We start from the raw sequence: 24,497 nt of genomic DNA, 5'->3' as shown, positions 1-24,497 counted from the left end.
TTGGTGTCGCCAAACGGTTTACTCTCCCACGACCATACGATTTTACCGCTCGCATCGCTTAATACACGTGGGGTATCAATCTGATCGGCATGAATACGATAGGTCTTGCCTTGTTGAATCAGGACTATCGGAGTAGACCTTAGATAGATCGTTTTAGATGGCTATTTAGGACATCCTTCCGTCCGATGTTTTAATATTAGGGTCTTTGCTGTTTCGCCAGCCGTATTCCTAATATTAACATTGGCACCACGGGAAATCAGCAAATCAATCACTTGCTCTTCGGCACGACCTAATAAGCATCTATGGCTAAGAAATTCATGTAATGGTGTATCTCCATAACCGGATTTCATATTGATGTTGGTTGGGCTAATTAACGTAGCAATAATCTCTAGATGAGCTGAGTTGATACCGTAAGTTCCCCGAAGGTATAAATGCAAAGGAGTTGCTCCATCAATACGCCGTTTATTATTCAATAATTTAGGATTGGCTTTTGCTAGCAGCTTTATTTCCTCATAACAATAAGCGGAATATAAGATAACATCTGTTAAATGATGTAAATCCTCCCAACGATAAGAATCGGATATATTACTTGTGTCATTAAAATAAGGAATCGATTCGTTGAGTGTTCTGTTTTGTTGGTAAAGAATTAGATTCTTATTTAAGAAGAACCTATAAGCTGTACAGCTAGCAAAGTTACCGCCATCTAATACTTGTTGCAACAGAGTTTCTTTAACAGGCAAACCAAGATATATTAAAGTTTGAATAAGATATCGGTTTTCAGACTCCCCACTAGCTATAAATCTGAAAAATTTAGACCTTTCTACCTTAGAAAGTCCTATTATATAAAGCTTCATTCGATTGATAAAATATCGATCAAACAAATTCTTGTCATTATTCTGTTGTTGAGAAAGCCCTAAGATTTTTCGATTATTAGGGGTAGGCCATGCTCTAAGACTCACAAAACAGCGATAAATAGCATGAGCGGTAATATTAAGATCACTAGGTCGCCTCTCATAAAAAAAACGGCAATCTTGGTCACTCCTCATTATGTTAGCATCTAATATACGAGCTTGTTTATCAGTTAACTCAACGTTTTGGCGATTCTTTATAGATCTTTTGTTAATAGTGCTATCTGCTTGCACACAAATGGATAAACACACGTTTATAATTAATAAACAACTGGCTATCAGTAAAGTAGAGACACATGTATTCATAGCTATTTCTCACTGTTAAAACGCTTTAGTGTTATCTGTGCATTTGGCTCAGTGGTATGTGCAAAATAGTGCTTGATATTACTATATTCTTGTATATCTTCTACTTCGTGTCCTTGAGAGAAAGTATAATAAAGTTTTTTGCCTTGGCTAGTGTAATATTGATTGTTTTCGTGAAATTCAGCACTTCTTACCCAATCTATCTTTTTCTCGGTTAATGCTTTTGCCGAGTCGGAGGTGAGATTTCTTCCTAATGAATTACCAGCCTTACCATGCATAGAACATGGAGCCTTGGGATAAGCCGCATAATCATATCATAGGTTTTGCGATACACCGTGCCATCCAGACCTTTGCCAACGGGCGATTGCTGGTAGAAGTATAAGCAATTTGGTTCAAATACACTGGTTCGTTCAGGCTGATACGAGAGAGTTTATCGAGAGCATAGCTATAACCCACGGTATTACCACCCTTGTTTTGCCAATTCAGGAAAGAATAACCTATTTTCTATTGTTATTTTTATCGATCCACCTGCATCTAGTAACTGTTTTCGATAATGTGGAAGTGAAAATCGCGTATACCACTCTGAAGACGGCGCATATGAAGTATTTTTTACACTAGCTAGTACAGGTGTATTAATTGCACCAAGCAATAACAAGAAAGTTATAAATCGTTGGTTTTTAGTAGTTCTTATTACTTTTTTTCTATTGCTGAGTAAAACTACCGCCTCTGTACTTTTTAATTCTGCCCAGTCACTATAAGCAACCTTACCTTTATTAAGCCCTAGCAAAATCAGAGTCTATTGCCTTAGCACACAGCAAAAGCTAATTATGCCTACCCATAGTGAGTAGGCTCACGGATGAAGTTTGTTAAGTTTTTTACTGCACTTTTAGTGCGAAAAGTCATTTAAAATTAAAAAGTTAGAGGGAAATAATCTAAACCAGAATTTTAACCAGCCTAGCTCGAGATAAATTTTTCGAAATAGAAATGGTGCTCAGCGACCTTGTGGCTGTCTAACCAAGCCCGAGAGGCTTCAATCATGGCAGGCGGGCCACATAGATAAGCATCAAACGCTTGTTGTAGGAAATCTAAGTCGAGTATATCGGTCACGACGCCTTTGTTACCTTGCCATGACTCACTCGGACGCATAATGACCGTTTTATAATCAAAATCAGCCAGTTGTGTTTTGAAAGCATCTAAGCGCTGTAATTCGCTGAGATCGGCTTCTTGATTCACACCATAATAAAGGCGAATCGCTTGGTTAAGATCCGTTTGTTGTGTGAGACTTTCGAGCATGGCTAAGAAAGCGGATAAGCCCGTACCGCCAGCAATCATCACCAAAGGCCGCTCAATTTTGCGTAAATAGAACACACCCATCGGCGCTTCCATCTGAATGACATCACCTACTTTGCAGCGTTCCCGCACATAATCGCTCATCACCCCACTGGGTAATAAACGAATTAAGAAACGCAAACTGCCTGTATCAGCGGAGGCATTAGCAAACGAATAGGCACGCCATTGATCCGTATTAGGGATATTTAAACGTGCATACTGGCCTGCCATATAGCGAAGCGGCTTGTCGGAAGGACTTAAGGCTAGCGTTAAGGTCGCAGCGGCTTCAGATACTTTTTCTATGGCTGTCACCGTGCCTTGGAATTTGCCCACTGCCATTTTGCAAACTTTCGAGTCAACATCGAAGCTATAGACACCATCGCTTTGTAGACGCGTCTGGCAGGCCAATATATGACCTTTTGCCAGTTCTGCTTTGGTGAGTGCATCACTATCCACATAATCGAGCGTAAATTTGCCCGTTTCACAAATACCTCGACAGGTAGCGCATACACCTTCACGGCAATCGACCGGTAAATTCACACCGTGACGGCGTGCCGCATCCATGAGTAATTCTTTGTCACGAACTTCAATCGTTGCAGTATGACCATCGCGAAAAACGAGGGTAGCCGTATGTGGCATATGCGCTCCTTAGGGTATTAGACGTGGTAAAAGTCGAATACTGAATCAATTTTATCGTTGAGCACAATGACCTGTTTCGAGGTAATGCGCCAGCTATCACCGTGCGGCTTCACCGTATAGTTCGCCTGTCCATAAAACAGATTGCTTTCACCAAAGCGATAATAGTGAGTAACAAAATTCATGGACACAGCCAGTACTTCCGCACTTTGCTCAGTATAGCGAAGATTACTAATCATATGCAGTGTACGTGGCATCGGTGTGGAGGCAGCCGATTTGCCGGTGCGAATTCGGAAAATCCGATCTTCTAAACCATCACGATTTGCATAATAAATCAACGACATTTCCCGTTTAGGATTGGTCGTGTATTCATGCTCCGATTTCCACTGAGGAATATGCAGGGGGGCTTCGGGCGCAAATTGCTCTAAATAATTATCCCAATCTTGTGCATCACAGTACGCAGAGACTTGGTAAAAAAACTGCTCTAAGGATTGCTGATGGCTCATGATTTAGCCCTCCTGCTCGGCACGTGCTTTTCTTTCCAAACCAGCCAGCATTTGCTGTTGCCAGGCGCCATGCTGATTGACGTATAAACCTTCGTGGGTAAATTCCATACCCGTGATGACTGGATGAATACCGAGGGTTTTTGAGTTCTTCGTTTCACCGTATTGCCACGTATGATAGCCGCGTGAAATATCGCTCCATTCGGCTAAACGCGCTTCGAAGCCACGTTGCGATTCGCGGAATTCCACCAAATCATCCGGTGTTCCCATACCCGATACATTAAAGAAATCTTCGAATTGGCGAATTCGGTTTTCTCGATCTGCATCTGACTCACCTTTGACGCCAAGACATAAACTAATGACTTCGGTTTTATTCCAAGCCACTGGACGAATAATGCGCAGTTGCGAACTGATTTGATCCATAAAGAATAAACTTGGATAAATATTCAAATTGCGCAAGCGGTGCATGGTCCATTCCGCACGTTCTTTAGGATGTTTTTCTAATAAGCGTGGCATGACAGTGGCATAACCCGGGCGTACAGCAGGATTAGGCATATCGCTGAATAAGACGGTGTGTCCGTTAGGGAAGGAGAACCAGCCATCGTCGGTATCCGCATCACCTGCCCCTAATTTACTGTAATCAAGGGTATCTTGGCGTTTGCCGCTTTTCTGGGCTTCCAATTCTTTGCGATGCTGTACGGTACTGACATAGTTGTAATGTACCGTACTAACATGGTAGCCATCCAAGCCATTTTCATTTTGTAGCTTCCAGTTACCATTGAAGGTGTAAGTGGATTGGCCGGGAATAACCTCTAGTTCACCGGTTTCGGATTGCTCGACCATCATATCGAAAAATAAGCGCGTATCGCCTAAGAAGTCCTCCAAACTGACAGTGGATGCCGTATCTAGGCTAATAAAAACAAAGCCTTTATAACTTTGTAAGCGTGCTTCGGCTAACCCGCGACCGGCTTTCTCAAAGGTGTCGGCATATTCACTGGGGGCTTTAACTTTGACTAAGCGTCCATCGGATTTATAGCACCAAGCATGGAAGGGGCAAGTATACGTGGATTGATTGCCTTGCGTGACGCGGACTAAGGTTGCACCACGATGCTGGCAGGTATTGGCAAAAGCATGAAGTTTGCCCTCGCTATCCCGATTAATAATCATCGGCTGGCGACCCGCTTGCATGGTTATAAAATCATTGGGGTTGGGAATTTGGCTTTCATGACAAGCGTAAATCCATTGTTTTTCGAAAATCAGCTCCATTTCTAGATCAAATAAAGCCTTATCCGTAAACATATCGCGCTTAATGCGAAATATACCCTTGTCAGCTTGAAAATCGGTACAGCCTTTGACAAAGTCTTTCCACTCGTCCACCGTTCTCATTGTGGCCATGGCTATTCTCCTCTGTGTATTTTCTAATTTACAGTCTAATGCTTGGGAGAATTGCGGAGATATGCAGTTTTTCGAGATTTGATATACATTTTTTGGCACACTATTATAAAAGTTCGATGGAGGAGAATAGTGGAACTGTCTTGGGCAGTGTTCACTAGTAGAGAGGATGAACTAAGTGCAAGCTCAACAACGTCGCTTGTTAGCCGTTGAATTAAATACGATTCGCTCGGCTCGAGAATGGATGACTGCTATTTGTGGCCCGCATCAGCTGGATGTGCGTTGTCCCCGTGATTTGTTATTTCGCCATGGTGGAGCGGCTTTGCCAGATCTTTCGGTTGGAATGATTCAATATTCAACCTGCGCTCATATTCGTACCGAAGATTTATGTTACAGCTATAGCATTAGCCTACCCATTCAAGGCTCACAACATTTTGAGCGTGGCAAACAACAGCTTGAGTCCAATCCCCAAACGGGTCTCATTCTATCACCTGGCCATCCGATTCATCTCACCTTGAACGAGGATTGCCATAAATACCTAGTGCGCTTATCCCGAGCCGCAGTAGAAGCTAAATTGGAAAAACTTTTAAATCGCCGCGTGGTTAAGCCAGTGATCTTTCAGCCTGGCATGCAGCTTCAAGGCAGTGTTCAGGATTGGTGGAAGTTGATTGCGCAATTGCATACCACACTCAATCAAAGTAATAGCTTATTTGATTTTGCCGATGTGTGGCGCTCTTTCCAAGAAAGCCTCATTACAGGCTTATTATATGCGCAACCACATAATTACTCGCATGAGCTGGAGCACTTGAGCCGGAATCGTCCCGCGTACTTGTTGGATTTAGAGCAGTTTATGCGCGATAGTATTGGGTGTGAACTAAACTTGGATGATTTAGAGCGGGCAGTAGGGATTAGCCGTGAACGACTCTATCGCGATTTTCGCCAAACTTATCAATGTACGCCGATGAGTTATTTTAGAAACCTGCGTTTTCAGGCGGTGCGGGAAAGGCTAATGGATGCGCCGTCTCATGCGAATGTGTCGAGTATCGCCATGGATTGTGGTTTTACGCAATTGGGGCGTTTCGCACATGAATATCAAGAACGTTTCGGTGAGCTACCCTCAGATACCTTACGCAAGGCTCAGATGGATCATTTGGGTAAGTTGAAAAGCTATTTGCAGTAAAAGCTTAGCTAACTACTTTTGGGCAATACCATAAAAACAAGGCGGGAGAGGTAGGGCAACTACCTCTCCCGCTTGTATTTATCGAGGTTTACTGAGGCTGACTAGCGTCAAATTGAATACCATCAATCAGAATGTCAGACGCCAGATAAGCATCGTTTGCATCTTTGGGATGCCAAAAACCTAAGGCTTTTATTTGCTTTAGATCCAGTCCAAAATCAGCTAAAGGTACAGTGTAAATTTTCCAAATACCACTGGTGGTATTGGGGTAGGACAAGAGGTTTTTGCCTGTACCCGTATTTGCATCATCTAGCTTGATTTCTAACTTGGCAAGAGCAGGTGGAGCGGCAATAACAACCTTCATACTGCTATAACTACTCAAATCCTGCACGGTAGTGAAGTCTCCAAAGAAACCACCCCAATCTGCACCGTTATGTGTCATTAATAATGACGCATTTCCACTATAAGCCGTTGAGCTAGTGCGTAGCGTGGCACTATTCAATGCTGTACCAGTAATCGTCGCCCAAGGATTATTAGCTTCATCGTGGAAACCAACGGTTAAGGCTTTGTCCTCGGTAATCGTGCCTAGATCAATGGTGGTATTTTTGGTGAGGTTAATATCATCAATTAAAATATCACCTTTTAAGTAAGCGCCTGCACTGGTTTTAGGATTCCAAAAGCCCATATTGCGGATTTGTTTCATATCAACACCAACATAATCCTTTAGGGGGATAGTGTAGATTTTCCAAATACCGCTAGTGCGTGATGGATAGGATAAAATGTTTTTAGGGAGCGCTGCGTTAGTTGCATCATCAAATTTCAGTTCCAAAGCACTTAAACTCGATGGCGCAGCGATGGCTAATTCGATATTGTCGTAGCCACTTAAATCCATTATTGGATTGAATTCTGTGAAGAATCCACCCCAATCAGTGCCATTGTGACTTAACAATAAAGACGATGTTCCTTGATAAGCATTAGAACTGGTTCTTAAGGTAGCACTATTCAATGCAGTGCCATTGACATTAATGCCTAATGCATTGGCTGCTTCATCGCGGAAACCCACAGCAAGTGCAGTACTATCGGTGACCGTGCCTACGTCAATCGGCGTATCGTTCGGATTAGTACCAAACAATGCCGCACAAGTGAGCGCGTCAGCTGCAGGATCAATGCTTTTCGGTACAATACGAATATTACCTAAGTCAAATTGCGCTTCACCTTCAGTCAGGAATAAGAACGGCGTATTCATAGTGCTAAAGTTCATGCCAGCCTCAGCAAAGCATTGCAGTGGCACTTTTACGGTTGACCAAGTAGCAGAGACCGCTGGTAAATGTGGCGCAATATTGACTTGCCCCAAACATGGCCATACACAGTGCTGTGCAAGGTTTAAGGCTTTAGTCGGTGCTTGCAGCATGCGAATATCAAATTGTAAGGTAGACTCCGCATTCAAATAAGAGGTTTTGTCTTGTCCCTGTTCATCTGCATATTGTAGATAAAGCTGAGCAAGGGCTTGACCATCAAATTTTACATTGACCGCATCGTATTGGCCTTGATAATTGATGGGGCGCGTGGAAACATTGCCTTGATTGGTTTCGGTTTGACCTGAAACGGGAATCGCGACCCAACCATTGTTTGCCCCTGAAATGCGCATCACAAATTCACCACCGGCATTACGGTTGTAAACTTCGAGCGGAATCGTGGCGACACCAGTATCTGGTTCGGACTGACCACAGCCATAGTTGCGACTGTCTAGCGGTAAATTATCTAAATCAGTAGTACCTGCGCCACCGGCATAAGACAAACCATACCCATAAGCAAATAAGGGTGCATGTTCACCGACTAAACTTTGCTCGAAACTAGGAGTGACATAGTTTGGAATATTGGTCGGTGTGCGATTAATCGTGGTCGAGCATTTAGTATTCGGCCATGTATACGACAAGCGTCCGGTAAAGTCTTTACCATTCACTTGATATAACACATCAGTAATACCAGTAGCTTCTGTACCAGGTAACCATGCAGCGATAAACGCATCAGAGTTATTAATCGCCTCATTCATATACATCGGACGACCCGAGAAGAAGATAGTGACAACTTGCATCCCTTTGGCTTTTGCCGCTTTGATCGCTTCCAAATCGGCGCTGTACGAACTCTTTAAGGTAGCAAAATCTAAGGTTTGGTGATCTTTCAAATCGCCGACAAATTCTGCATAAGGGTCTTCACCAATTGCAATCACCGCAATGGTATTGGTATCGACGGCATTAATATCGGTAATAATATTACTGCTGCCAATTTGTGCTTCTAATGCCGTTTTAACCGTGGTGGCATTGGGGAAATCCGCCAGTGTATTTTCCGTGCCTTGCCAGGTTAACGACCAACCACCAGTTTGTTTTTGCAGGTTGTTGGCAGCGCTACCGGCTAGATAAACTTTTTGAGTGGTTTTCAGTGGCAGTGCATTGGCTTTATTTTTCAATAATACCAAGGATTTGCTCACCGCTTCGCGTGCTAAGGCACGATGTGCATCTGAGCCTAATGTACCTTGTAGCCGGCTATGATGATTTACCGATTGCCGAGCACTTTATTCCTGCTTTAACGACTATACATCAACCTAGGCGTGCTTTGGGACGCTTAGCGGCGGAGACCTTGCTGGCTTTGCTTAACAAAGAAACGATTGATGCGGTTCAAGTGATTGATCCTTGGTTAATGGCGAGAGATTCTACCAGTGCTTATCTCGAGCCCTAATGGTTAGCTCGAAGTTTTTGCTGAGGATTGCGCTTTGTTTATAGGTTCAAGATCAGCTACTTATTGGATATAGCCTTTATTATCAGAGATAGTAAGACTGCTGAATATAATTAGGTGAGTGCGTGGCGCTCCAACTACAGCTTATCCAACCATTCAGTAGCACTTAGTCAGAAATCTATAGCTTTGTTGGCATAGCAGAGTAGACTAAAATTTGCTTCTCCTCGGTAGTGAATTGACTCCTCCTACCGTTTCGACCCACCAGTCATCTCATGGGGGTGACTGGTTGGCGTTGATCATCAGCTATGGCTTCACGAACGCAAAAATGATTGCAAAGCCCAAACTGCTAAATCCATCGTGTCATTCGTTTGATCAACTTGTCCGCTAGTGCTTTCCAAGGATTCGCGCAAGGGTAGTAATAAATGGCGTGTAAAAGGATTATTCAAGATGCGCAAAGGGGTGAAGCCTGAATCATCCGCATAATAAGTATTGCCTACCAAACGTGATTCAGACCTGAGCGAGTCGCCATCTTGGGCATTGTCCAAGTCTGTCACAATATCACCACGCATTGCCGTATTATGAATTAAATGTTGATTCTGGTTAAGGCGGTTGCCTAATAAGCTTTGTGTCGCTGGATTTAACCCGACCGCATTGAAGGTATAGGTGGGTCTTCCGACATTTAAACCAGCGACTTGTGCTAAAGCGCCCCCTAAACTATGCCCCGTAAAGCTCAAGTGGGAACCATAGGTATTGGCAGCCGCCCGCGATAAGGCTAAAGCGTGATATAGCTGGGGTGAAACTTGTCCATTCGCTTGTAGGCTATCATCTTGCCAATCATTACGTGCTTGTTGCGGGTTTTCACTGCCGCGAAATGCGATAGAAACTTCACCTGTGCTGCGATTACGAAATGCGACAGCATCAAAGCCAGTATGTGCATCATGTAAGGGCACGCCGCCAATTTCCGTCATGTTTAAGCGATCCCAACCGACTGGTGCACCACTATCTTGATAAGCACTATCACTTAAATTTAAATAAGGGAGGAACTGTTGTGCACGATTAGCATTCAGGGTGCGATTCGTGTTTAAGCTAGGTGTGGCTGGATTTTGGGAGTCAATCACTTGGCTAATTAAGCTATTAATTAAGGGTCTTACTATCTGCGAACTTGAGGCGCGTGGGGCCGCTGCTTGACTAAAACTGGAGCTAGTAGCGGGTGCGTGTTGATAAGTTACATTACCGGATTGAACGGGTCGTGGCAGCAAGGTGCTGGTGCGTACTAGCTGATGAAGTGCTAAGAATGCCATGGGTAAAGCCTATAATATTTATTTATAAATAAAACTATAAGCGAGAAGAAAATAGATTGTATTTATGGCTTAGGGTGAAATGTAGGGATACGCTGATAGAAGGGAAGCGCACTCAAAGCAAGAGTGCGCTATGAAAATAGCTAGGGGAGGCGTAACGTGATTATTCTTAAGCCTTTTGAGTCACTTAAAGTCAAATCATTAGCCAAACGCTGATAGCTACGTACTCGGCTCCATGTTTGCAAGAAGGCAGCTTCTTCTTTCGCAAGATCGGGATCAGCACACATTTTTTTGGTACTAGCCAATGGACTATTCACGCGTAAGCTAGCTTGCGCGGCATTGAGCGTATAACGTCCTGAATAGTGATTGCAGCCTGAAAAACCACTCAGTGAGCCATCTTTGCCAAATTGAGCCGTCATGCGCTCAGTGTTGAGGCTAGATACAAACGCATTGCCCATATTAACGCCGAGCACTTTCCAATTGGTACCGCCTAGTGCAGTTGATGGCTTGATGAAGCTTGCCAGTACTAGATTTTTTTGATTTAACAGATTTAGGCGATTACCAGATACGCTATATTTTGCTGTTTGGGACAAAGCCTGCGTAAATGCGCGCGCGAAGCTAGAGTGTTGCGGCGGGCAAGCCATTAAGCTAGTGGCGCCCATGCTTAGGCTCAACGAATGACTTTTAGGTTTAAGCTGATAGCGCCCATTGAAATAGTTACAGCCGTCACTGCCATATAATTGCTGGTTTGGTCCAAAACCAATATGTACCGGCGGTTGAAGGTTAGTAGGTGGACGACCACGCCAAGCCGTGACACTCTGAATTTGCCATTGGCTTTGGTTCAGGGACGGTGTAGCAGCATTAACCTGTAGGGGATGAAATAAAGCCCAAGTCATTAGTAAAAGCGCAATGAAAGCATAGCGTTTTTTCATAGTAAATCCTTAAGGTGAAAGGTAGAGCTTAGAAGCAGTTTGTGTCTAAAAAGTTCCCATTGCGTTTACTACTATAATTAGACAAGGAATTCAAAACTATAAATGGGTTTTTGTTTTTTAAATAGACTTCAGAGAGGCTTAGTGGTTGTTTTGAATTACTGACTAGGTAATATAGATCACCCAGTCAGTTAGGATTAGCTGGTTATTTCCAACCAACCTTGTCCATAATTTTTACGGCTTCAGCATTGTTTTTGCCAAGTATAGAGAGATTGATCGCGTCACTTTTAAAATTTCCCCATTGTTTTAAGGTGTCAGCAGGTTCAATACCTGGTTTGACAGGAAATTCGCCATTGGTCGTAGAGTACCAACGCTGTGCATCATCTAATACCATATATTCCAAAAGTTTTTGCGCATTTTCTTTATTTTTCGCCGAAGCTGTCACACCTGCACCACTAATATTAATGTGAGTCCCGCGATCATTTTGGTTAGGCCAGAACAAGGTAACTTTAGTTGCCGCTTCTTTTTGAGCAGCATCCTTGCCTGATAACATTTGAGCGTAATAATAGGTATTCGCTACGGCAATATCACATTGTCCAGCGGCGACTGCTTTGATTTGATCACGATCACCCCCACTCGGGGGGCGCGCAAAATTAGCCACCAAACCTTTGGCCCACGTTTCCGTTTTTTCGGCACCGTTAGTTTCAATCATTGAAGCTAATAACGATTGGTTGTAAATGTTGCCAGAGGAGCGAATGCAAATTTTGCCCTTCCATTTTGGATCAGCTAAAGCTTCATAAGTCGATAAATCGCTGGCCTTCACCTTGCTTTTATCGTAGAAAATCACACGTGCGCGTGACGTTAAACCAAACCAGCGGTTTTCAGGGTCACGTAGATTTGCGGGTATGGCTTGTTGCAGTTTTTCAGATTGAATGGGTTGCAGTAAATTATTATCAACGGCGCGCCCTAAACGTCCCGCATCGGCGGTAATTAAAATATCTGCTGGTGAATTAGTGCCTTCGCGTTTTAAGCGCTCCAATAAAGGATCATCTTCGCTAGTAATTAGATTCACCTTAATGCCGGTATCTTTGCTAAAAGCATCTAATAAAGGTTTAATGAGTTGCTCTTCACGGGCTGAATAGACATTAACTTCATTTGCTAATACTAAGCTGCTACTGAATAACAAGAGACTTGCTGCTAACCAAGATTTCATAAACACTCCTTAGGTATCCGCCCAGCGGCGAATAAGATTGTGGTAAATACCAGAAAGACGTAAAACGTGTGCGTCCCCTAAACCTTTTTCGTTGGCAAGGGTTTGAATGCTTTGGTCGAGATCATAAAGTAGGGCGCGATCTGCATTATCGCGTACCATGCTTTGTAACCAGAAAAATGAACTGATACGTGCACCATGGGTGACCGGCTCGACGCGATGTAGGCTACTGGAGGGGTAAAGTACCAAAGCGCCTGCCGCAAGCTTAATCGCTTGTGTTCCATAAGTGTCTTCAATCACTAATTCGCCCCCCTCATATTCTTCTGGTTCCGTCAAAAATAAGGTGACAGATAGGTCAGTGCGAACGCGAACGAGCGTGCCTGCTACATGGCGAATGGCATTATCTACATGCACACCAAAATGCCCGCCATTCTCATAACGATTAAAGAGTGGCGGGAAAATTTTGAGCGGTAAGGCGGCTGAAATAAAGGTAGGACTTTGCACTAAAGCATCTAGAATCAAGTCACCTAGTGCTTGCGCTATTGGTGAGTTTTCCGGCAATTGGCTATTGTATTTTACCGTTGCTGATTGTGCGCCAGCCGTAACGCGTCCATCGACCCAATCTGCTTCTGCCATGCGAGCACGGCAGTAAGCGACTTGTTCAGCATTCAAGACCTGAGGAATGCACACTAACATGAGCCTAGTGTCCCCTTAGAAATCATAACTTAATCCCACATTGATGGTGCGACCGGGTGCGACATACACAAATGGGGAAGGGCTACGATACAGCGCTTCATAGATGGTTGCGTCAGCGACATTTTTCACATTAAGTTGCGCGGTGAGATTTTTGGCGACCTTGTATTCAGCCATTAAATCAAGGCGTTTTGAACTAGGCAGTTCTACATTACTACCATTGTTTTGCACATTAGCGGCGAAAGTTCCTGCTCGAATCACACCGGTGTATACAGCACCGCCCCCCACCGCTAATTGGGGAGTGAGTTGGTATTTGGCATTAAAACTGGCGCTTTTCTCGGCGACATTTGCCAATTTCTTACCGATATTGGAGCTAAGCGTCGAATCGGTAACTTCGGTATCCATTAAGACTGCTCCGGCGGATAGGCTTAGTTTTTCGCTGGCATTACCGGTAGCGCCTAACTCCAAACCTTTTACCCGTATCGCGCCAGTTTGGCTGGCGACTTGCGTGGCTCCGGTACCTGTGACCTCAATTTTATTTTTCTTATCCGTTTGAAAAAGCGCTGCGGTCAGAGCTAGTTTGTTATTCGCCACATCCCACTTTGTACCGATTTCAGTGGTTTTATTTTTCTCAGGCTTTTTCAAGGCCGCCACTAAAGGCGTTATGCCACCATAATCGACACCACCCGAATCATACATTTCGCCGGGCAAATTAGAGGAGCTGCTCACTGATCCATAAATACTGCCGTTTTCACGCGGTTTATAGACCACTCCCACATGACCATTGACGAAGTTGGTAGTGTCCTTGGAGTCACTATTCACATCATAAGTACCTTCACGCGCTTGGCGTTCAATCTCAAAAAGATCATGACGTATCCCTCCAAAAGCTTCCCATTGTGGATTCAATTTGGCGGTATCCATCAGATAAAACGACTGTACCTTGCCATTGACTTTTGACGTGTTTTCGGCGCGACCTTTAATCTGTGGGGCGGACGCGTGATTATTGGGATTCATGACATTTAAGGCAGGTGCAGGAATGCCTGTTGGATTAGTGGTGGCATCATAAGTGTTTAAGACATAGCCTTGGTTAGTGACCTTTTCCTCACTCCATTCCACTCCACCCACAACATGATGCTCTACCGCACCGAGATGAAATTCATGACTTAATTGCGTGTTATTCGCGACAGATTTATTAATAAAACCGGCGGTAGAAGCACGATTGGTCATGGTGCTGGTAGCACTTAAGGCTTGAGCCGCTTGACCGCGTGGCGTCCAATTAGAAGGTGTGGAAACAATATAATTATTAGTCGTTTTGCCAGTACGGGTTTTGCTACTGAGCTGGGTTTGATCCGATAATTTAATGTCCAGTGTACCGGTTAAAACATCTGCACCCGTTTCTTGAAAATCCCTTCCGACAATGCCGTAGAAATTATCACGGTTCACATCAGCCGGTTTATTGGTAAAGGTATCCCAAGGATGGCCGCGATCCGGCATTTGATCGGTGCGTAAATGATAATAATCGACTAAGAATTCGACCTTATCATTGAAGCGATAGTCCGCCGCCAGTGCTGCGCCATGACGCTTATCAAACACCTCATCACGACCAGCAATATCAGAATCTTGCCACATCAGATTACCACGCACTGAGAGCTTATCGTTCAGCGCACGATTCACATCTAAGCTAGCACGCTTATCATGTCCGATAATGGCAGTGGCCTTACCAAAATTGCTAGCTTGTGGCTTTTTGCTAACACTATTCACGGCGCCGCCAGTGGTACCCCGCCCCGCAAAAGTCGAACTCGCGCCCTTAGCAATCTCGATTTGTTCAGCGGTAAATACTTCGCGTGTCACCACGCCGGGGTCACGCAGCCCATCAACAAAAATATCACCCCTTGCCTCAAAACCACGAATAATGAAACGATCACCTTGTGCATTGCCACCTTCACCGGTTCCTAGCGTAATGCCAGCTTGCGTGCGCATTAAGTCTTTAAGTGCTGTGGTATTGGTATCCGCCAATTGCTCCTTACCCACGACTATGATGGTTTTAGAAATATTGCGTAAGGGTTCAGTAAGCTTGGTATTACCAGAGCGTTCAATTTTATAAGGTGCAGCCGGATTGGCATTCGGATTGCTCCCCGCTGGTCGTTTTTGAGCGTGAGCAGTAACGCCCTCTAATTCAGTCACTTCAGGTTTTTTAAGCTTCAGTTGGTTTTGGGATACCGTTGTCTCAGCGCCTGTTTGCGCTTGAGTGGGAACGCTCGCCAGCAATAAACAGGTCACAGGCACTACTAGCAGCGCATTACTCTCACGACGTGCTGCAACTGTTCGCAGCATAAGGGGTTGTTTCACATAGCTCACTCAAATCTCCTTTAAAGCTCTTAATCAAAATCCATCAGAGCATCCGTGGCGAACATGAGCTATGCGATGCTGGGCATTAGTGTTGTAAGATGATAATAATTCTTATTTTCATGGTCAAGCCCTTGCAAATAAAATAAGAATCATTATCATTAAGACCGCTTGACACCACTAGCTAACTGTTTATGTCGTCAGTCGCCAAGGTGCAGCCCTTTGAGGAAATGGATAAAGGATTTGGCGCAAATGATGGAGTTTCTCAAACTGCACTTGGATCACATGGTGCTAGCTGTGTTGGGTTTCATGAGTTTTGTTATGTTGGCTTTGGCGCTCGAGCGTTGTATTTACTTCTGGCAGATGCGCAAACACTTAGCGCAATTCCAGCATATTGAATTATTGAAAGTGGCGTTGACGCGTCATTTAACTACTATTTCTAGCGTAGGGTCGAATGCACCTTATGTAGGATTGTTGGGGACGGTATTAGGTATTTTGCTGACCTTTTATGAAATGGGGCAGGGCGATGGCATTAATGTAAATAATATTATGGTCGGTTTGGCGATGGCTTTAAAAGCAACGGCAGCGGGTCTTTTGGTCGCGATTCCTGCCATGTTGTTTTATAACGGTTTATTGCGCCAAGTCGATGTGCTGGTATCACGCTGGAAGGCTTTGCAGGATAGTCAAGCATGAAGCGTTTTGACCAAATCAACATGATTCCTTTTATTGACATTATGTTGGTGCTGTTAGCGATTGTGCTCACTACGGCAAGCTTTGTGTCCAAAGGTTTGATTGAGGTAAATGTGCCAAGTGCTAAGCAGCTTAGTCAGCCACCTAAGGATCAGGAAAGCTTAGAAATTGCGTTGAATGCGGATAAGTCTTTATTTTTTAAAAATGAAGCGGTGTCAGTAGAACAGTTGCAAGAACGTTTAAAAACCGTAAATGCGGATACTTTTATTGTGTTGCGCATTGATAAGACCGCCGCATTTGAGCAGTTTGTGCAGTTAATGGATTTGCTCAAGGCTCAGCAGCTTAATCACTTATCGATTCAAGCTCAGAAAAGCTCATGAACATGGCGCGTTGGATAGGTTTTGGTGCTTCGGCATTGGTACATGGCAGCTTACTGTTATTAGTGCCTGTATTATTTGCACAAACCACGAAAAAAACTGAGCCAGACCTCATGCCGATTAGTTTGGCGATGTTTGAGCCACCACCAGTACCTGAGCTGAAAATGTTGGAGGCTTTACCTGAGCCGGTAATACAGGAGACGCCAGTGGAGGAAGTCGCTGAGACTTTGCGAGAGCCTGTTAAACCGCTAGAGCCGATTAAAGAAGCTACTGAAAAAAAGCCACCGAGGCCTAAACCTGAAAAAGCGATCGAAAAAACCAAAGCAGATCGTGAAACATTAGCAGCACAACAGCGGAAATTAGAGCAGGAAAAAGCTGCTCAACAGGAGCAGGTCAGATTGTTGGAACAGCAGCGCCAACAGGCAGCAGAGCAAGCACGTTTACAACAACTAGCGCAAGAAAAGGCGCGTTTAGCCGAACAGGGGCGTATAGCACAAGAGAGGTTTTTGGCTGAGCAACGCAAGCGTGAGTGGGAGGCTAAGCAAGCTGCCGAAGCGCGGGCGCGTTTAGCTGAGCAACAACGTCTGACGGAACGTGCATTAGCCGAACAAAAGCGGCGTGAATGGGAGCAGGTGCAGGAAAAAATGCACCAGCAAAAAGCGCTTGAACAAGCGCAGGCACGTCAAGCAGCTGAACAGCAACAAGCTGAGCAAGCAAAAGTTGCCGAGGCTGCTAGGCGTGCACAGACTGCGAAGCCTGTTACTTCCGCCACCCCTAGTACGGAACAAAGTGTGCCGGTTGTGATGAAGCCGAGTTTTCGTTCCAAGCCGCGTGCACCCGATTATCCCGAACGTGCTTTGCAAGCCGGTATCGAGGGAACGGTGATTGTACGCGCCCAAGTCAGTCCACAAGGGCAGGCAATCAGTGTGCAGGTTCATCAATCCTCGGGGCATTCGAGTTTAGATGCTGCAGCGCTGAAAGCCGTCAGAGCGTGGGAATTTATCCCTGCACAGCGCGATGGACAGCATATTGCCTCGATAGTGCAAGTGCCTGTGAATTTTAATTTGAATTAATTAAGTGTGAGTTAGAGTGTTATGAAACCGACAGAAAGCCCTGAAAACCCGTGTTTGCGTAGCGTTAATCTGCAAGAGTTAATGTCGAATTGTAAGAAAATCATGCTACAACACGGCGAACGCTTTTATTATTTAACCATTACCCGACGCGGTAATTTGATTCTCACCGCAGCCGATGACAAGACACTGAATTTAAGCTCCTCCTGAGCGACAACTCCCAAGCCAGTCAAGCCAAGCTTTGCTAGCCAGACTGTTTAATCCTTTTCAAAAACAATAAGTTGCTCGGTATTAATGGAAAAACGAACTTCTTGATCTAACAGGAACTGTGCTTCAGCACTGCTTGCTAATAATTCACTCTGATCCGCTAGGCGCAAGCTATACAGCACATCGGCGCCGCGAAAAGTCTTTTTCACGATCTTGGCTTGAAAACTCCCGTGCTCAGTTAATTGAATCGCTTCGGGGCGAATTAAGATTTGAAGGCTTTGAGTAGTGAAGGTTTTGGCTGAACGGAGCGGCAATTCACCCCAAGCTGTTTGTAAGTTATTGGCTTGGTTGAGCTGCGCTGGTACTAAAACGCCTTGACCAATAAATTGTGCCACCCATGTATTACTGGGTTGGTGGTATAAGTGGCTAGCGCTGTCATATTGTTGCAACATTCCTTCATGGATAACCGCAATACGATCTGCCATGGCAAAAGCTTCTTGTTGATCATGTGTGACTAAAATGGCGGTCGTGCCTTCGTGCTTTAAAATATCACGCACTTCCACCGCTAAGGCTTCGCGTAATGCTACATCTTGGCTGCCAAACGGCTCATCCAATAGTAATAAGCGTGGACGGGGCGCCAATGCACGTGCCAAGGCAATTCGCTGCTGTTGACCACCGGATAATTCATGCGGATAGCGTTTCTCATAGCCACTTAAATTGACTAACGCCAGTAAAGTTTTGACACGCTTTTGGCGCATCGTGGTGTTTAAGTGACGAATCCCAAAGCTAATATTTGCAGCAATGTTTAAATGGGGAAATAAGGCGTAATCTTGAAATACCATCCCTATTGAGCGTTGCTCCGTCGGCATATGGACATCTGGTGAGCTGATGATCTGTTGCGCTAAGTGGATGCTACCCGCACTAATCGCTTCAAAGCCCGCGATCGCTCGTAATAGGGTGGTCTTTCCGCAACCGCTAGGCCCTAAAAGGCAACCAATCATCCCTGCATCGAGATTTAGATTAAATTGCGGAATAATGATTTTTTGTGCATAGCGAACTTGTACATCCTGCAAGATCAATTCGCTCATGCCGAATCTCCCGCTCTTGCGCGGCTAATCGAACGGCTTAAGAGGATCACAGGAATAATGCCTGCTGCTACAATCATTAGCGCCGGTAAACCCGCATCGGCTAGGCGCTCATCCGAGGCTAGCTCATGCGCACGTACTGCGAGGGTATTAAAATTGAAAGGACGCATGAGGAGTGTGGCGGGTAGCTCTTTTAATACATCAACGAAAACTAATAATAAAGCGGTGAGCAGGCTAGCTTTCATAAGCGGTAAGTGAATACGCGCTAACACTTCCCAAGCTTTTAAGCCTAAGGAGCGTCCGGCGTTGTCGAGACTGGGTTTAATTTTGCCTAAACCAGATTCCACCGTTTGCAACGACACAGATAGAAATCGAATGCTATAGGCACAGAGCAGGGTGAATAAGCTGCCACTGAGTACTAAACCCCACGAGCGATTGAAATAAGTTTGTAGTCCTGCGTTTAATTGATTATCCAACCATGCCAAGGGGATGAGTAAGCCAATGGCTAAGACCGTACCGGGCAGTGCATAGCCCATTCCCGCTAAGCGACTAGTGAATTGTAGCAGTTTACTCGGATAAATACGTTTACCATAGCCGAGTAAGAGCGCCAAACCTAAGGTAAGGAGTGCCGCCATGGTGGCTAGGCTTAAGCTGTGCCAAACCAGTTCAATAAACGCGCCATCTATACGGGTCGTTGCGGAAAATAAGCCCCAATACAATAATTGAGCGATGGGAATTAAAAACCCCAGCGAGACCAATAAGCTACAAAAAAGCACGGCTAGTCCAGCAGACCAGCCTCGGAGTTGATAGCGTTTTAGGCGGGCATATTTATTGGTGGTGTGATGGTAGCGTGCACGTTGCCGCGACCAGCGTTCCAATACTAATAAGACAAAAACAAAGCCTAGTAATAGGGCTGATAATTGTGCAGCGGCTGCTGCATTGCCTAGGCCAAACCAAGTGCGGAAAATGCCGGTGGTGAAGGTATCTACGCCGAAATATTGTACCGTGCCAAAATCCGCTAAAGTTTCCATCAACGCGAGGGATAAGCCAGTAATAATCGCAGGGCGTGCTAGGGGTAGCGCGACACGATAAAAACTTTGCCATGCATTACAGCCTAATGTGCGGCTAACTTCGAGTACACATAAGGATTGTTCTAAAAAAGCGGCACGTGCGAGTAAATAGACATAGGGAAAGAGTACCAGTGACAACATCGCTATTGCACCACCCAAGGAGCGGATTTCTGGAAACCAATAATCGCCATAACGCCAGCCCGCTAAGTCGCGTACTAGGTTTTGAATGGGGCCTGCGAAATCTAAAAGACCCGTATAGGTATAGGCAATAATATAGGCAGGCATCGCAAGCGGTAGTAGCAATGACCACGTAAAGAAGCGCTGAAGGGGAAAATCACACATGCTGGTCAGCCATGCCGCCGGAATGCCCATTAATAATACGCCTAAGCCAACACCGAGGCTGAGTAATAGCGTATTGCTTAAATAGCCTGATAGGACGGTTTCTGCTAAATGTTGCCAGACGTCGTCTTCAGGAATTAATAGGTAACTCACAATCACCCACAGAGGCAGGGTAAATACCAGCCCCACACTGATCAATCCAACTTTCCAGAGCGATAGCAGACTGGGCAGTCTAAGGCGAGGCGTTTTGCTAGGGGCTGTTACACTGAGCGCTGCTTGCATGGGTACTCACATTAATAATAATTATTCTCATTATCACTGAGTTACTGAGTGACTGGCAAGCACGCGTTTTAGGTTAAGAAGCTAGTTTTTGAGACTACGGATTAATAAAGTAAGTAGTGCCAAACTAAAGCTCAAGAAAGAACAGGCAGTGCGCCAAGCATTGGCTTGATTCCAAGACTGGCGCGTGGTTTGCCAATCACTGGGAAGTTGCAGGGGATTCCACGACTCGGTGTAGTAATTCAACGGTAAATTAATTTGGCGTGTGAACACAATAATGCCCGCGACATAGAGCAGTGCAGCTAAAGCCAATAACCAATAACTGACTTGCTGGTAGTGTTTGTAATTGATTAATAAGGCAACAATGGCCGCTAGGCCAGTCCCAAAGAAGAAGGTGAAAAACATGGCGTGGCGCACATTCACATTGAAAAGTGATTGCACACGCGCATAAGTAGCGCCATCGAGTTGTGCGGTGGCTAAATTAACATTGAAGGTATAAGTCCAGAAAAATCCCGCCATAATGCCGAACATTAAGACGCTGAATGCGATGCTGCTATTTTCAAGCAAGCGGTAGGAAGGTGCTGTCATCATCAATTATCCATACAATAAAGATAATTCAGTATCACCTAGCAGGCTCAAGACAGCCTTATCAAATGATAAGCGCCAAGATCTTATTTAGCAGCATGTCGCAAACGCGATAAAGAAACGTCAGTTATCCCTAAATAACTGGCAAGCTGCACTAAAGGGATACGTGATGCTAATTCAGGCTGTCGTTCGCAAAACGCTGTATAACGCTCTTTAGCAGACAAACTGAGTAAATCATGTTCACGTTGTAATTTGTGATCGACTAATTGACTTAAAAAATGACTTTGTACAAGATTCCACGCGTGGTGGCCTTGGAGTATTTCCATAAAACTGGTGGCAGAGCATTGCCAGATAGTACAGTTTTCAATACAGCTAATCCCGAATAAGGCGGGTTTGTGTAGCATATGTGGGGTAAGCGGGCAGACTAACTGTCCTTCGCGGTAGAAGTTTTTATTAAATTCGCGCCCATCAGACCGCAAGAAATAAAGCCGAATTAAGCCAGTTTCAATCAAAAAAACCTGTTGCCACAGTTCATTTTGCCTTAGCAAAGCCTCACCACGTTTATAGTGTTTGGAGCGAAAGTGGGGCTTGAGCAATTCTATTAAGTCGGGCTTGAGTAAGGCTTCAAGGCTTGTGAGCGGTGCTGGGTGTCGAGTGTCCATAAGCCTTATTGTGCAAATCAAGCCTTAAACTACAAGTGTTTTCAGCTTAAGCGTGCTTTGAGGTATCATGTTCACCTATTTTGCCGCCAACCTATTCGTTCAATAAGGTGCTTTTAATGCCCAGCATACAAGAACAAATCGACGCCTTACGCACGCAAATTCGTCACCACAATCATCTTTATTATGTGCTCGATGATCCGCAAATTCCTGATGCAGAATACGACCGTTTATTTCGCGAATTGCAGGCTTTAGAGCTCGCACATCCTGAGTGCATTACGGCTGATTCACCGACCCAGCGTGTAGGGGGGGCAGCCTTAAGTGAATTTGGTAGTGTGCGTCATGAATTGCCCATGTTGTCCTTGGCGAATGTATTTAGCGAGGAAGAGCTGAATAATTTTGATCGGCGTATTCACGAGCGTTTAAAGGATGAAACCGAACTTGAATATGTGGCTGAGCCAAAATTAGACGGTTTAGCGATTAGTCTCTTATATGAAAATGGCGTGTTCGTGCGGGCTGCAACCCGTGGCGATGGTGAAACGGGCGAAGATGTGACCGCGAATGTACGCACCATTCAATCTATTCCTTTACGCTTATTGGGTAATGATTATCCGGCTCGCTTAGAAGTGCGTGGCGAAATTTATATGCCGAAAGCCGGTTTTAATAAGCTCAATCAGCGCTTAGCCGCAGAAGGTGGAAAGACTTTTGCCAATCCGCGTAATGCCGCTGCTGGTAGTCTGCGTCAACTTGATCCGCGTCTGACAGCACAGCGACCCTTGGAGATGTTTTGCTATGCGCTGGGGATTGCTGAAGGCGGCAAGCTTCCTGACCAGCATTACGCTGTTTTACAGCAGTTTAAAGCATGGGGTTTGCGGGTTTGCCCCGATATAAAAGTCGTGCAAGGCGCAAAGGCTTGTATGGTGTATTTCCATGAGATCGGTGCCAAGCGTGCACGCTTGCCTTATGACATTGATGGCGTGGTGTACAAAGTCAATGCGCTCAAAATCCAACAAGAACTCGGTTTCGTGAGTCGTGCGCCACGCTGGGCAATTGCCCATAAGTTTCCTGCCCAAGAAGAAATGACTGAATTGGAGGCGGTGGAATTCCAAGTCGGACGTACCGGAGCCTTGACTCCTGTGGCACGCTTGAAGCCAGTATTCGTGGGTGGTGTCACGGTGAGCAATGCCACTTTGCACAATATGGATGAGATTGAGCGTAAAGACGTGCGGGTGGGTGATTTTGTGATTGTGCGCCGTGCGGGGGATGTGATTCCTGAAGTGGCGCGGGTGGTTCTGGAAAAACGTCCTGCGACGGTACAAGTGATTAGTATGCCAGCGCAATGTCCAGTGTGTGGCTCTGAAGTCAAGCGCAGTGAAGAAGGCGCGGTGGCACGTTGTACCGGTGGCTTGTATTGTCCCGCACAAGTGAAGGAAGCGATTAAACATTTTGCTTCACGTCGCGCCATGAATATTGATGGCTTGGGCGATAAATTAGTCGAGCAGTTTTTTGAGCAAGGCTTAATTCGTCATGTGGATGACTTGTATCGTTTGACCAAAGAGCAACTCGTGGCTTTGGAGCGCATGGGGGATAAATCAGCGGAAAATATTCTCGCTGCTTTGGAGACCAGTAAAACTACTACCTTAGAACGTTTTATTTATAGTTTGGGCATTCGTGATGTTGGTGAATCGACCGCGAAAGCGTTGGCACGCCATTTTGGTTCGCTGGAAGCATTGCAAGCTGCCAATGAGGAAACCTTGAAATTAGTGCCTGATGTTGGCCCCATTAGTGCTATGAGCATTACGCAATTTTTCAAAGAAGCTCATAACACCAAAACGATCAGTAACTTACGCGAGCTGGGTGTGCAATGGGCAAACTACGAGGCTAAGCCGGTGGAAGCCTTACCTTTGGCGGGTAAAACCTATGTGATTACTGGCACACTAAGTCGCTCACGCGAAGCTATTAAAGCCGATTTAGAAAATTTAGGCGCGAAAGTTTCGAATAGTGTTTCCAAGAAAACTACTGCTTTGATTGCGGGCGCGGAGGCAGGCTCTAAATTAGAAAAGGCGGAGAGTTTGGGAGTGAGTATTTTGGATGAGGCTGAATTAGCAGAATTATTAGTCATGCCTAAAGAATTGTAAGCATTTTAATGAATCGCCTCTATACTTAGCTAATCTGGAGAATAATTTGAAGGAAAATTCACTAAGATGAAAGCGGAATTGATTAAAACCAATCAAGAAACTTGGTTGAGTCTTCTTGAGTATTATGAAAATGACTCTAGAGACCTATACTGGGAAGAGCATCGCTTGTATGGTTTACAACTTCTCAAATACGGTATTGAGCAAGGTTTTGATCGTTATTTCCGAGCCGGATCTAGTGCGTATTCGCTATTTGGTCATGATTTAAAGGAGTTGAAGAAGCGTCTTTCGATACAGGTTCCAATGACTTTGTCATGAATCTCGATAGACTTAGAAAAACAGATCGTCTTGCGTGCTAGACGTTTAATCCAAATCCTCAAATTCAGGTTTTGCCGTTCAATGCTTTGTGTGTAGCGCTTAGTGATTAAATGCTTATCTTCAGGCAATAAACGCTCATAAGCGCCCCAATCATCCGTGCAATACAATGCCAGTTTGAAAGGTGTCAACCGTTCCAAGAGTTGCTTCAAGGTGCTATCGGCTCGCG

The 24,497-nt window shown here is 44.9% G+C and carries 24 protein-coding genes; 7 read left to right on the top strand and 17 right to left on the bottom strand.

Annotation, left to right across the window (positions count from 1 at the left end):
* Nucleotides 1-161 precede the first annotated feature (161 nt).
* From A3IE_RS0118020 to antA, 6 genes are all read right to left on the bottom strand, one after another.
* Nucleotides 162-1,214, bottom strand: coding sequence for an ankyrin repeat domain-containing protein (locus A3IE_RS0118020; protein ID WP_020397024.1), 1,053 nt, complete (start codon nucleotides 1,212-1,214; stop codon nucleotides 162-164).
* 2 nt (nucleotides 1,215-1,216) lie between these two features.
* On the bottom strand, nucleotides 1,217-1,489 hold the full coding sequence (locus A3IE_RS0118015; RefSeq protein ID WP_020397023.1) for a hypothetical protein: 273 nt from the start codon (nucleotides 1,487-1,489) through the stop codon (nucleotides 1,217-1,219).
* Nucleotides 1,490-1,671: 182 nt separating this feature from the next.
* Nucleotides 1,672-1,998: a hypothetical protein gene (locus A3IE_RS22925; protein WP_157832901.1), complete on the bottom strand. Its 327-nt coding sequence runs from the start codon at nucleotides 1,996-1,998 to the stop codon at nucleotides 1,672-1,674.
* A gap of 167 nt (nucleotides 1,999-2,165) precedes the next feature.
* Entirely contained in the window at nucleotides 2,166-3,179 is a 1,014-nt protein-coding gene (antC, locus tag A3IE_RS0118010) for an anthranilate 1,2-dioxygenase electron transfer component AntC (protein WP_020397022.1), read from the bottom strand.
* Nucleotides 3,180-3,196: 17 nt separating this feature from the next.
* Nucleotides 3,197-3,682 carry an anthranilate 1,2-dioxygenase small subunit gene (antB, locus tag A3IE_RS0118005; protein WP_020397021.1) on the bottom strand — a complete coding sequence of 162 codons (486 nt, stop codon included), beginning with the start codon at nucleotides 3,680-3,682 and terminating at the stop codon, nucleotides 3,197-3,199.
* A gap of 3 nt (nucleotides 3,683-3,685) precedes the next feature.
* On the bottom strand, nucleotides 3,686-5,074 hold the full coding sequence (gene antA / locus A3IE_RS0118000; RefSeq protein WP_020397020.1) for an anthranilate 1,2-dioxygenase large subunit: 1,389 nt from the start codon (nucleotides 5,072-5,074) through the stop codon (nucleotides 3,686-3,688).
* A gap of 175 nt (nucleotides 5,075-5,249) precedes the next feature.
* Between antA and A3IE_RS21275 the strand changes: the two genes are divergently transcribed.
* Nucleotides 5,250-6,251 (top strand): AraC family transcriptional regulator, encoded by a 1,002-nt coding sequence (locus tag A3IE_RS21275; protein WP_020397019.1) that lies wholly within the window; start codon nucleotides 5,250-5,252, stop codon nucleotides 6,249-6,251.
* 88 nt (nucleotides 6,252-6,339) lie between these two features.
* On the opposite strand, the gene A3IE_RS22330 is transcribed toward A3IE_RS21275, so the two are convergent.
* Nucleotides 6,340-8,736 (bottom strand): putative glycoside hydrolase, encoded by a 2,397-nt coding sequence (locus A3IE_RS22330; protein WP_020397018.1) that lies wholly within the window; start codon nucleotides 8,734-8,736, stop codon nucleotides 6,340-6,342.
* A 38-nt stretch (nucleotides 8,737-8,774) separates the two neighbouring features.
* Between A3IE_RS22330 and A3IE_RS0117985 the strand changes: the two genes are divergently transcribed.
* A complete protein-coding gene (locus tag A3IE_RS0117985) occupies nucleotides 8,775-8,984 on the top strand; it encodes a substrate-binding domain-containing protein (RefSeq protein ID WP_020397017.1) in 210 nt (69 codons plus the stop codon).
* A gap of 308 nt (nucleotides 8,985-9,292) precedes the next feature.
* Here the strand turns inward: A3IE_RS0117985 and A3IE_RS0117980 are convergent, their stop codons facing one another.
* The 5 genes from A3IE_RS0117980 to A3IE_RS0117960 form a co-directional block, all read right to left on the bottom strand.
* The gene (locus A3IE_RS0117980; protein WP_020397016.1) at nucleotides 9,293-10,282 is read right to left on the bottom strand and encodes a Tle-like phospholipase domain-containing protein; all 990 of its coding nucleotides are present in this window, start codon (nucleotides 10,280-10,282) and stop codon (nucleotides 9,293-9,295) included.
* Between the two features lie 140 nt (nucleotides 10,283-10,422).
* Nucleotides 10,423-11,211, bottom strand: coding sequence for an META domain-containing protein (locus A3IE_RS0117975; protein WP_020397015.1), 789 nt, complete (start codon nucleotides 11,209-11,211; stop codon nucleotides 10,423-10,425).
* 202 nt (nucleotides 11,212-11,413) lie between these two features.
* Complete coding sequence (locus tag A3IE_RS0117970) at nucleotides 11,414-12,421, bottom strand: Fe(3+) ABC transporter substrate-binding protein (RefSeq protein ID WP_020397014.1); 1,008 nt, start codon at nucleotides 12,419-12,421, stop codon at nucleotides 11,414-11,416.
* Nucleotides 12,422-12,430: 9 nt separating this feature from the next.
* Nucleotides 12,431-13,114 carry a Fe2+-dependent dioxygenase gene (locus A3IE_RS0117965; protein ID WP_020397013.1) on the bottom strand — a complete coding sequence of 228 codons (684 nt, stop codon included), beginning with the start codon at nucleotides 13,112-13,114 and terminating at the stop codon, nucleotides 12,431-12,433.
* A 15-nt stretch (nucleotides 13,115-13,129) separates the two neighbouring features.
* Nucleotides 13,130-15,445, bottom strand: a complete 2,316-nt coding sequence (locus tag A3IE_RS0117960) for a TonB-dependent receptor (RefSeq protein WP_110721599.1) — start codon at nucleotides 15,443-15,445, stop codon at nucleotides 13,130-13,132.
* A 267-nt stretch (nucleotides 15,446-15,712) separates the two neighbouring features.
* On the opposite strand from A3IE_RS0117960, the gene exbB reads away from it, so the two are divergent.
* Genes exbB through hemP form a run of 4 tightly spaced genes read left to right on the top strand, consistent with a single transcriptional unit; the run spans nucleotide 15,713 to nucleotide 17,804 of the window.
* Nucleotides 15,713-16,150 (top strand): TonB-system energizer ExbB, encoded by a 438-nt coding sequence (exbB, locus tag A3IE_RS0117955; protein WP_026155020.1) that lies wholly within the window; start codon nucleotides 15,713-15,715, stop codon nucleotides 16,148-16,150.
* Complete coding sequence (locus A3IE_RS0117950; protein WP_020397010.1) at nucleotides 16,147-16,527, top strand: biopolymer transporter ExbD; 381 nt, start codon at nucleotides 16,147-16,149, stop codon at nucleotides 16,525-16,527. Before exbB ends, A3IE_RS0117950 begins: the two co-directional genes overlap by 4 nt.
* Before the next feature lie 2 nt (nucleotides 16,528-16,529).
* The gene (locus tag A3IE_RS22325; RefSeq protein ID WP_020397009.1) at nucleotides 16,530-17,597 is read left to right on the top strand and encodes an energy transducer TonB; all 1,068 of its coding nucleotides are present in this window, start codon (nucleotides 16,530-16,532) and stop codon (nucleotides 17,595-17,597) included.
* A gap of 21 nt (nucleotides 17,598-17,618) precedes the next feature.
* Nucleotides 17,619-17,804, top strand: coding sequence for a hemin uptake protein HemP (hemP, locus tag A3IE_RS0117940; RefSeq protein WP_020397008.1), 186 nt, complete (start codon nucleotides 17,619-17,621; stop codon nucleotides 17,802-17,804).
* Nucleotides 17,805-17,851: 47 nt separating this feature from the next.
* Here hemP and A3IE_RS0117935 read toward each other — a convergent pair whose 3' ends face one another.
* The 4 genes from A3IE_RS0117935 to A3IE_RS21255 all read right to left on the bottom strand — a co-directional run bounded on the left by A3IE_RS0117935 (nucleotide 17,852) and on the right by A3IE_RS21255 (nucleotide 21,821).
* Complete coding sequence (locus A3IE_RS0117935; protein ID WP_020397007.1) at nucleotides 17,852-18,889, bottom strand: ABC transporter ATP-binding protein; 1,038 nt, start codon at nucleotides 18,887-18,889, stop codon at nucleotides 17,852-17,854.
* Nucleotides 18,886-20,577: an ABC transporter permease gene (locus A3IE_RS0117930; RefSeq protein WP_020397006.1), complete on the bottom strand. Its 1,692-nt coding sequence runs from the start codon at nucleotides 20,575-20,577 to the stop codon at nucleotides 18,886-18,888. The genes A3IE_RS0117935 and A3IE_RS0117930 overlap by 4 nt, the downstream gene beginning before the upstream one ends.
* 81 nt (nucleotides 20,578-20,658) lie before the next feature.
* The gene (locus tag A3IE_RS0117925) at nucleotides 20,659-21,165 is read right to left on the bottom strand and encodes an anthrone oxygenase family protein (protein WP_026155019.1); all 507 of its coding nucleotides are present in this window, start codon (nucleotides 21,163-21,165) and stop codon (nucleotides 20,659-20,661) included.
* A gap of 80 nt (nucleotides 21,166-21,245) precedes the next feature.
* A complete protein-coding gene (locus tag A3IE_RS21255; protein WP_020397004.1) occupies nucleotides 21,246-21,821 on the bottom strand; it encodes a Crp/Fnr family transcriptional regulator in 576 nt (191 codons plus the stop codon).
* Nucleotides 21,822-21,937: 116 nt separating this feature from the next.
* Here A3IE_RS21255 and ligA point away from each other — a divergent pair, with 116 nt between their 5' ends.
* Nucleotides 21,938-23,956 (top strand): NAD-dependent DNA ligase LigA, encoded by a 2,019-nt coding sequence (ligA, locus tag A3IE_RS0117915; protein WP_020397003.1) that lies wholly within the window; start codon nucleotides 21,938-21,940, stop codon nucleotides 23,954-23,956.
* A gap of 254 nt (nucleotides 23,957-24,210) precedes the next feature.
* On the opposite strand, the gene A3IE_RS0117910 is transcribed toward ligA, so the two are convergent.
* On the bottom strand, nucleotides 24,211-24,497 hold a 287-nt coding region (locus A3IE_RS0117910; RefSeq protein ID WP_020396944.1), incomplete at its 5' end, for an IS1 family transposase.

Source organism: Thiolinea disciformis DSM 14473, assembly GCF_000371925.1.
Classification (GTDB): Bacteria; Pseudomonadota; Gammaproteobacteria; order Thiotrichales; family Thiotrichaceae; genus Thiolinea; species Thiolinea disciformis.
This window is presented reverse-complemented; position numbering and strand designations above follow the sequence as displayed.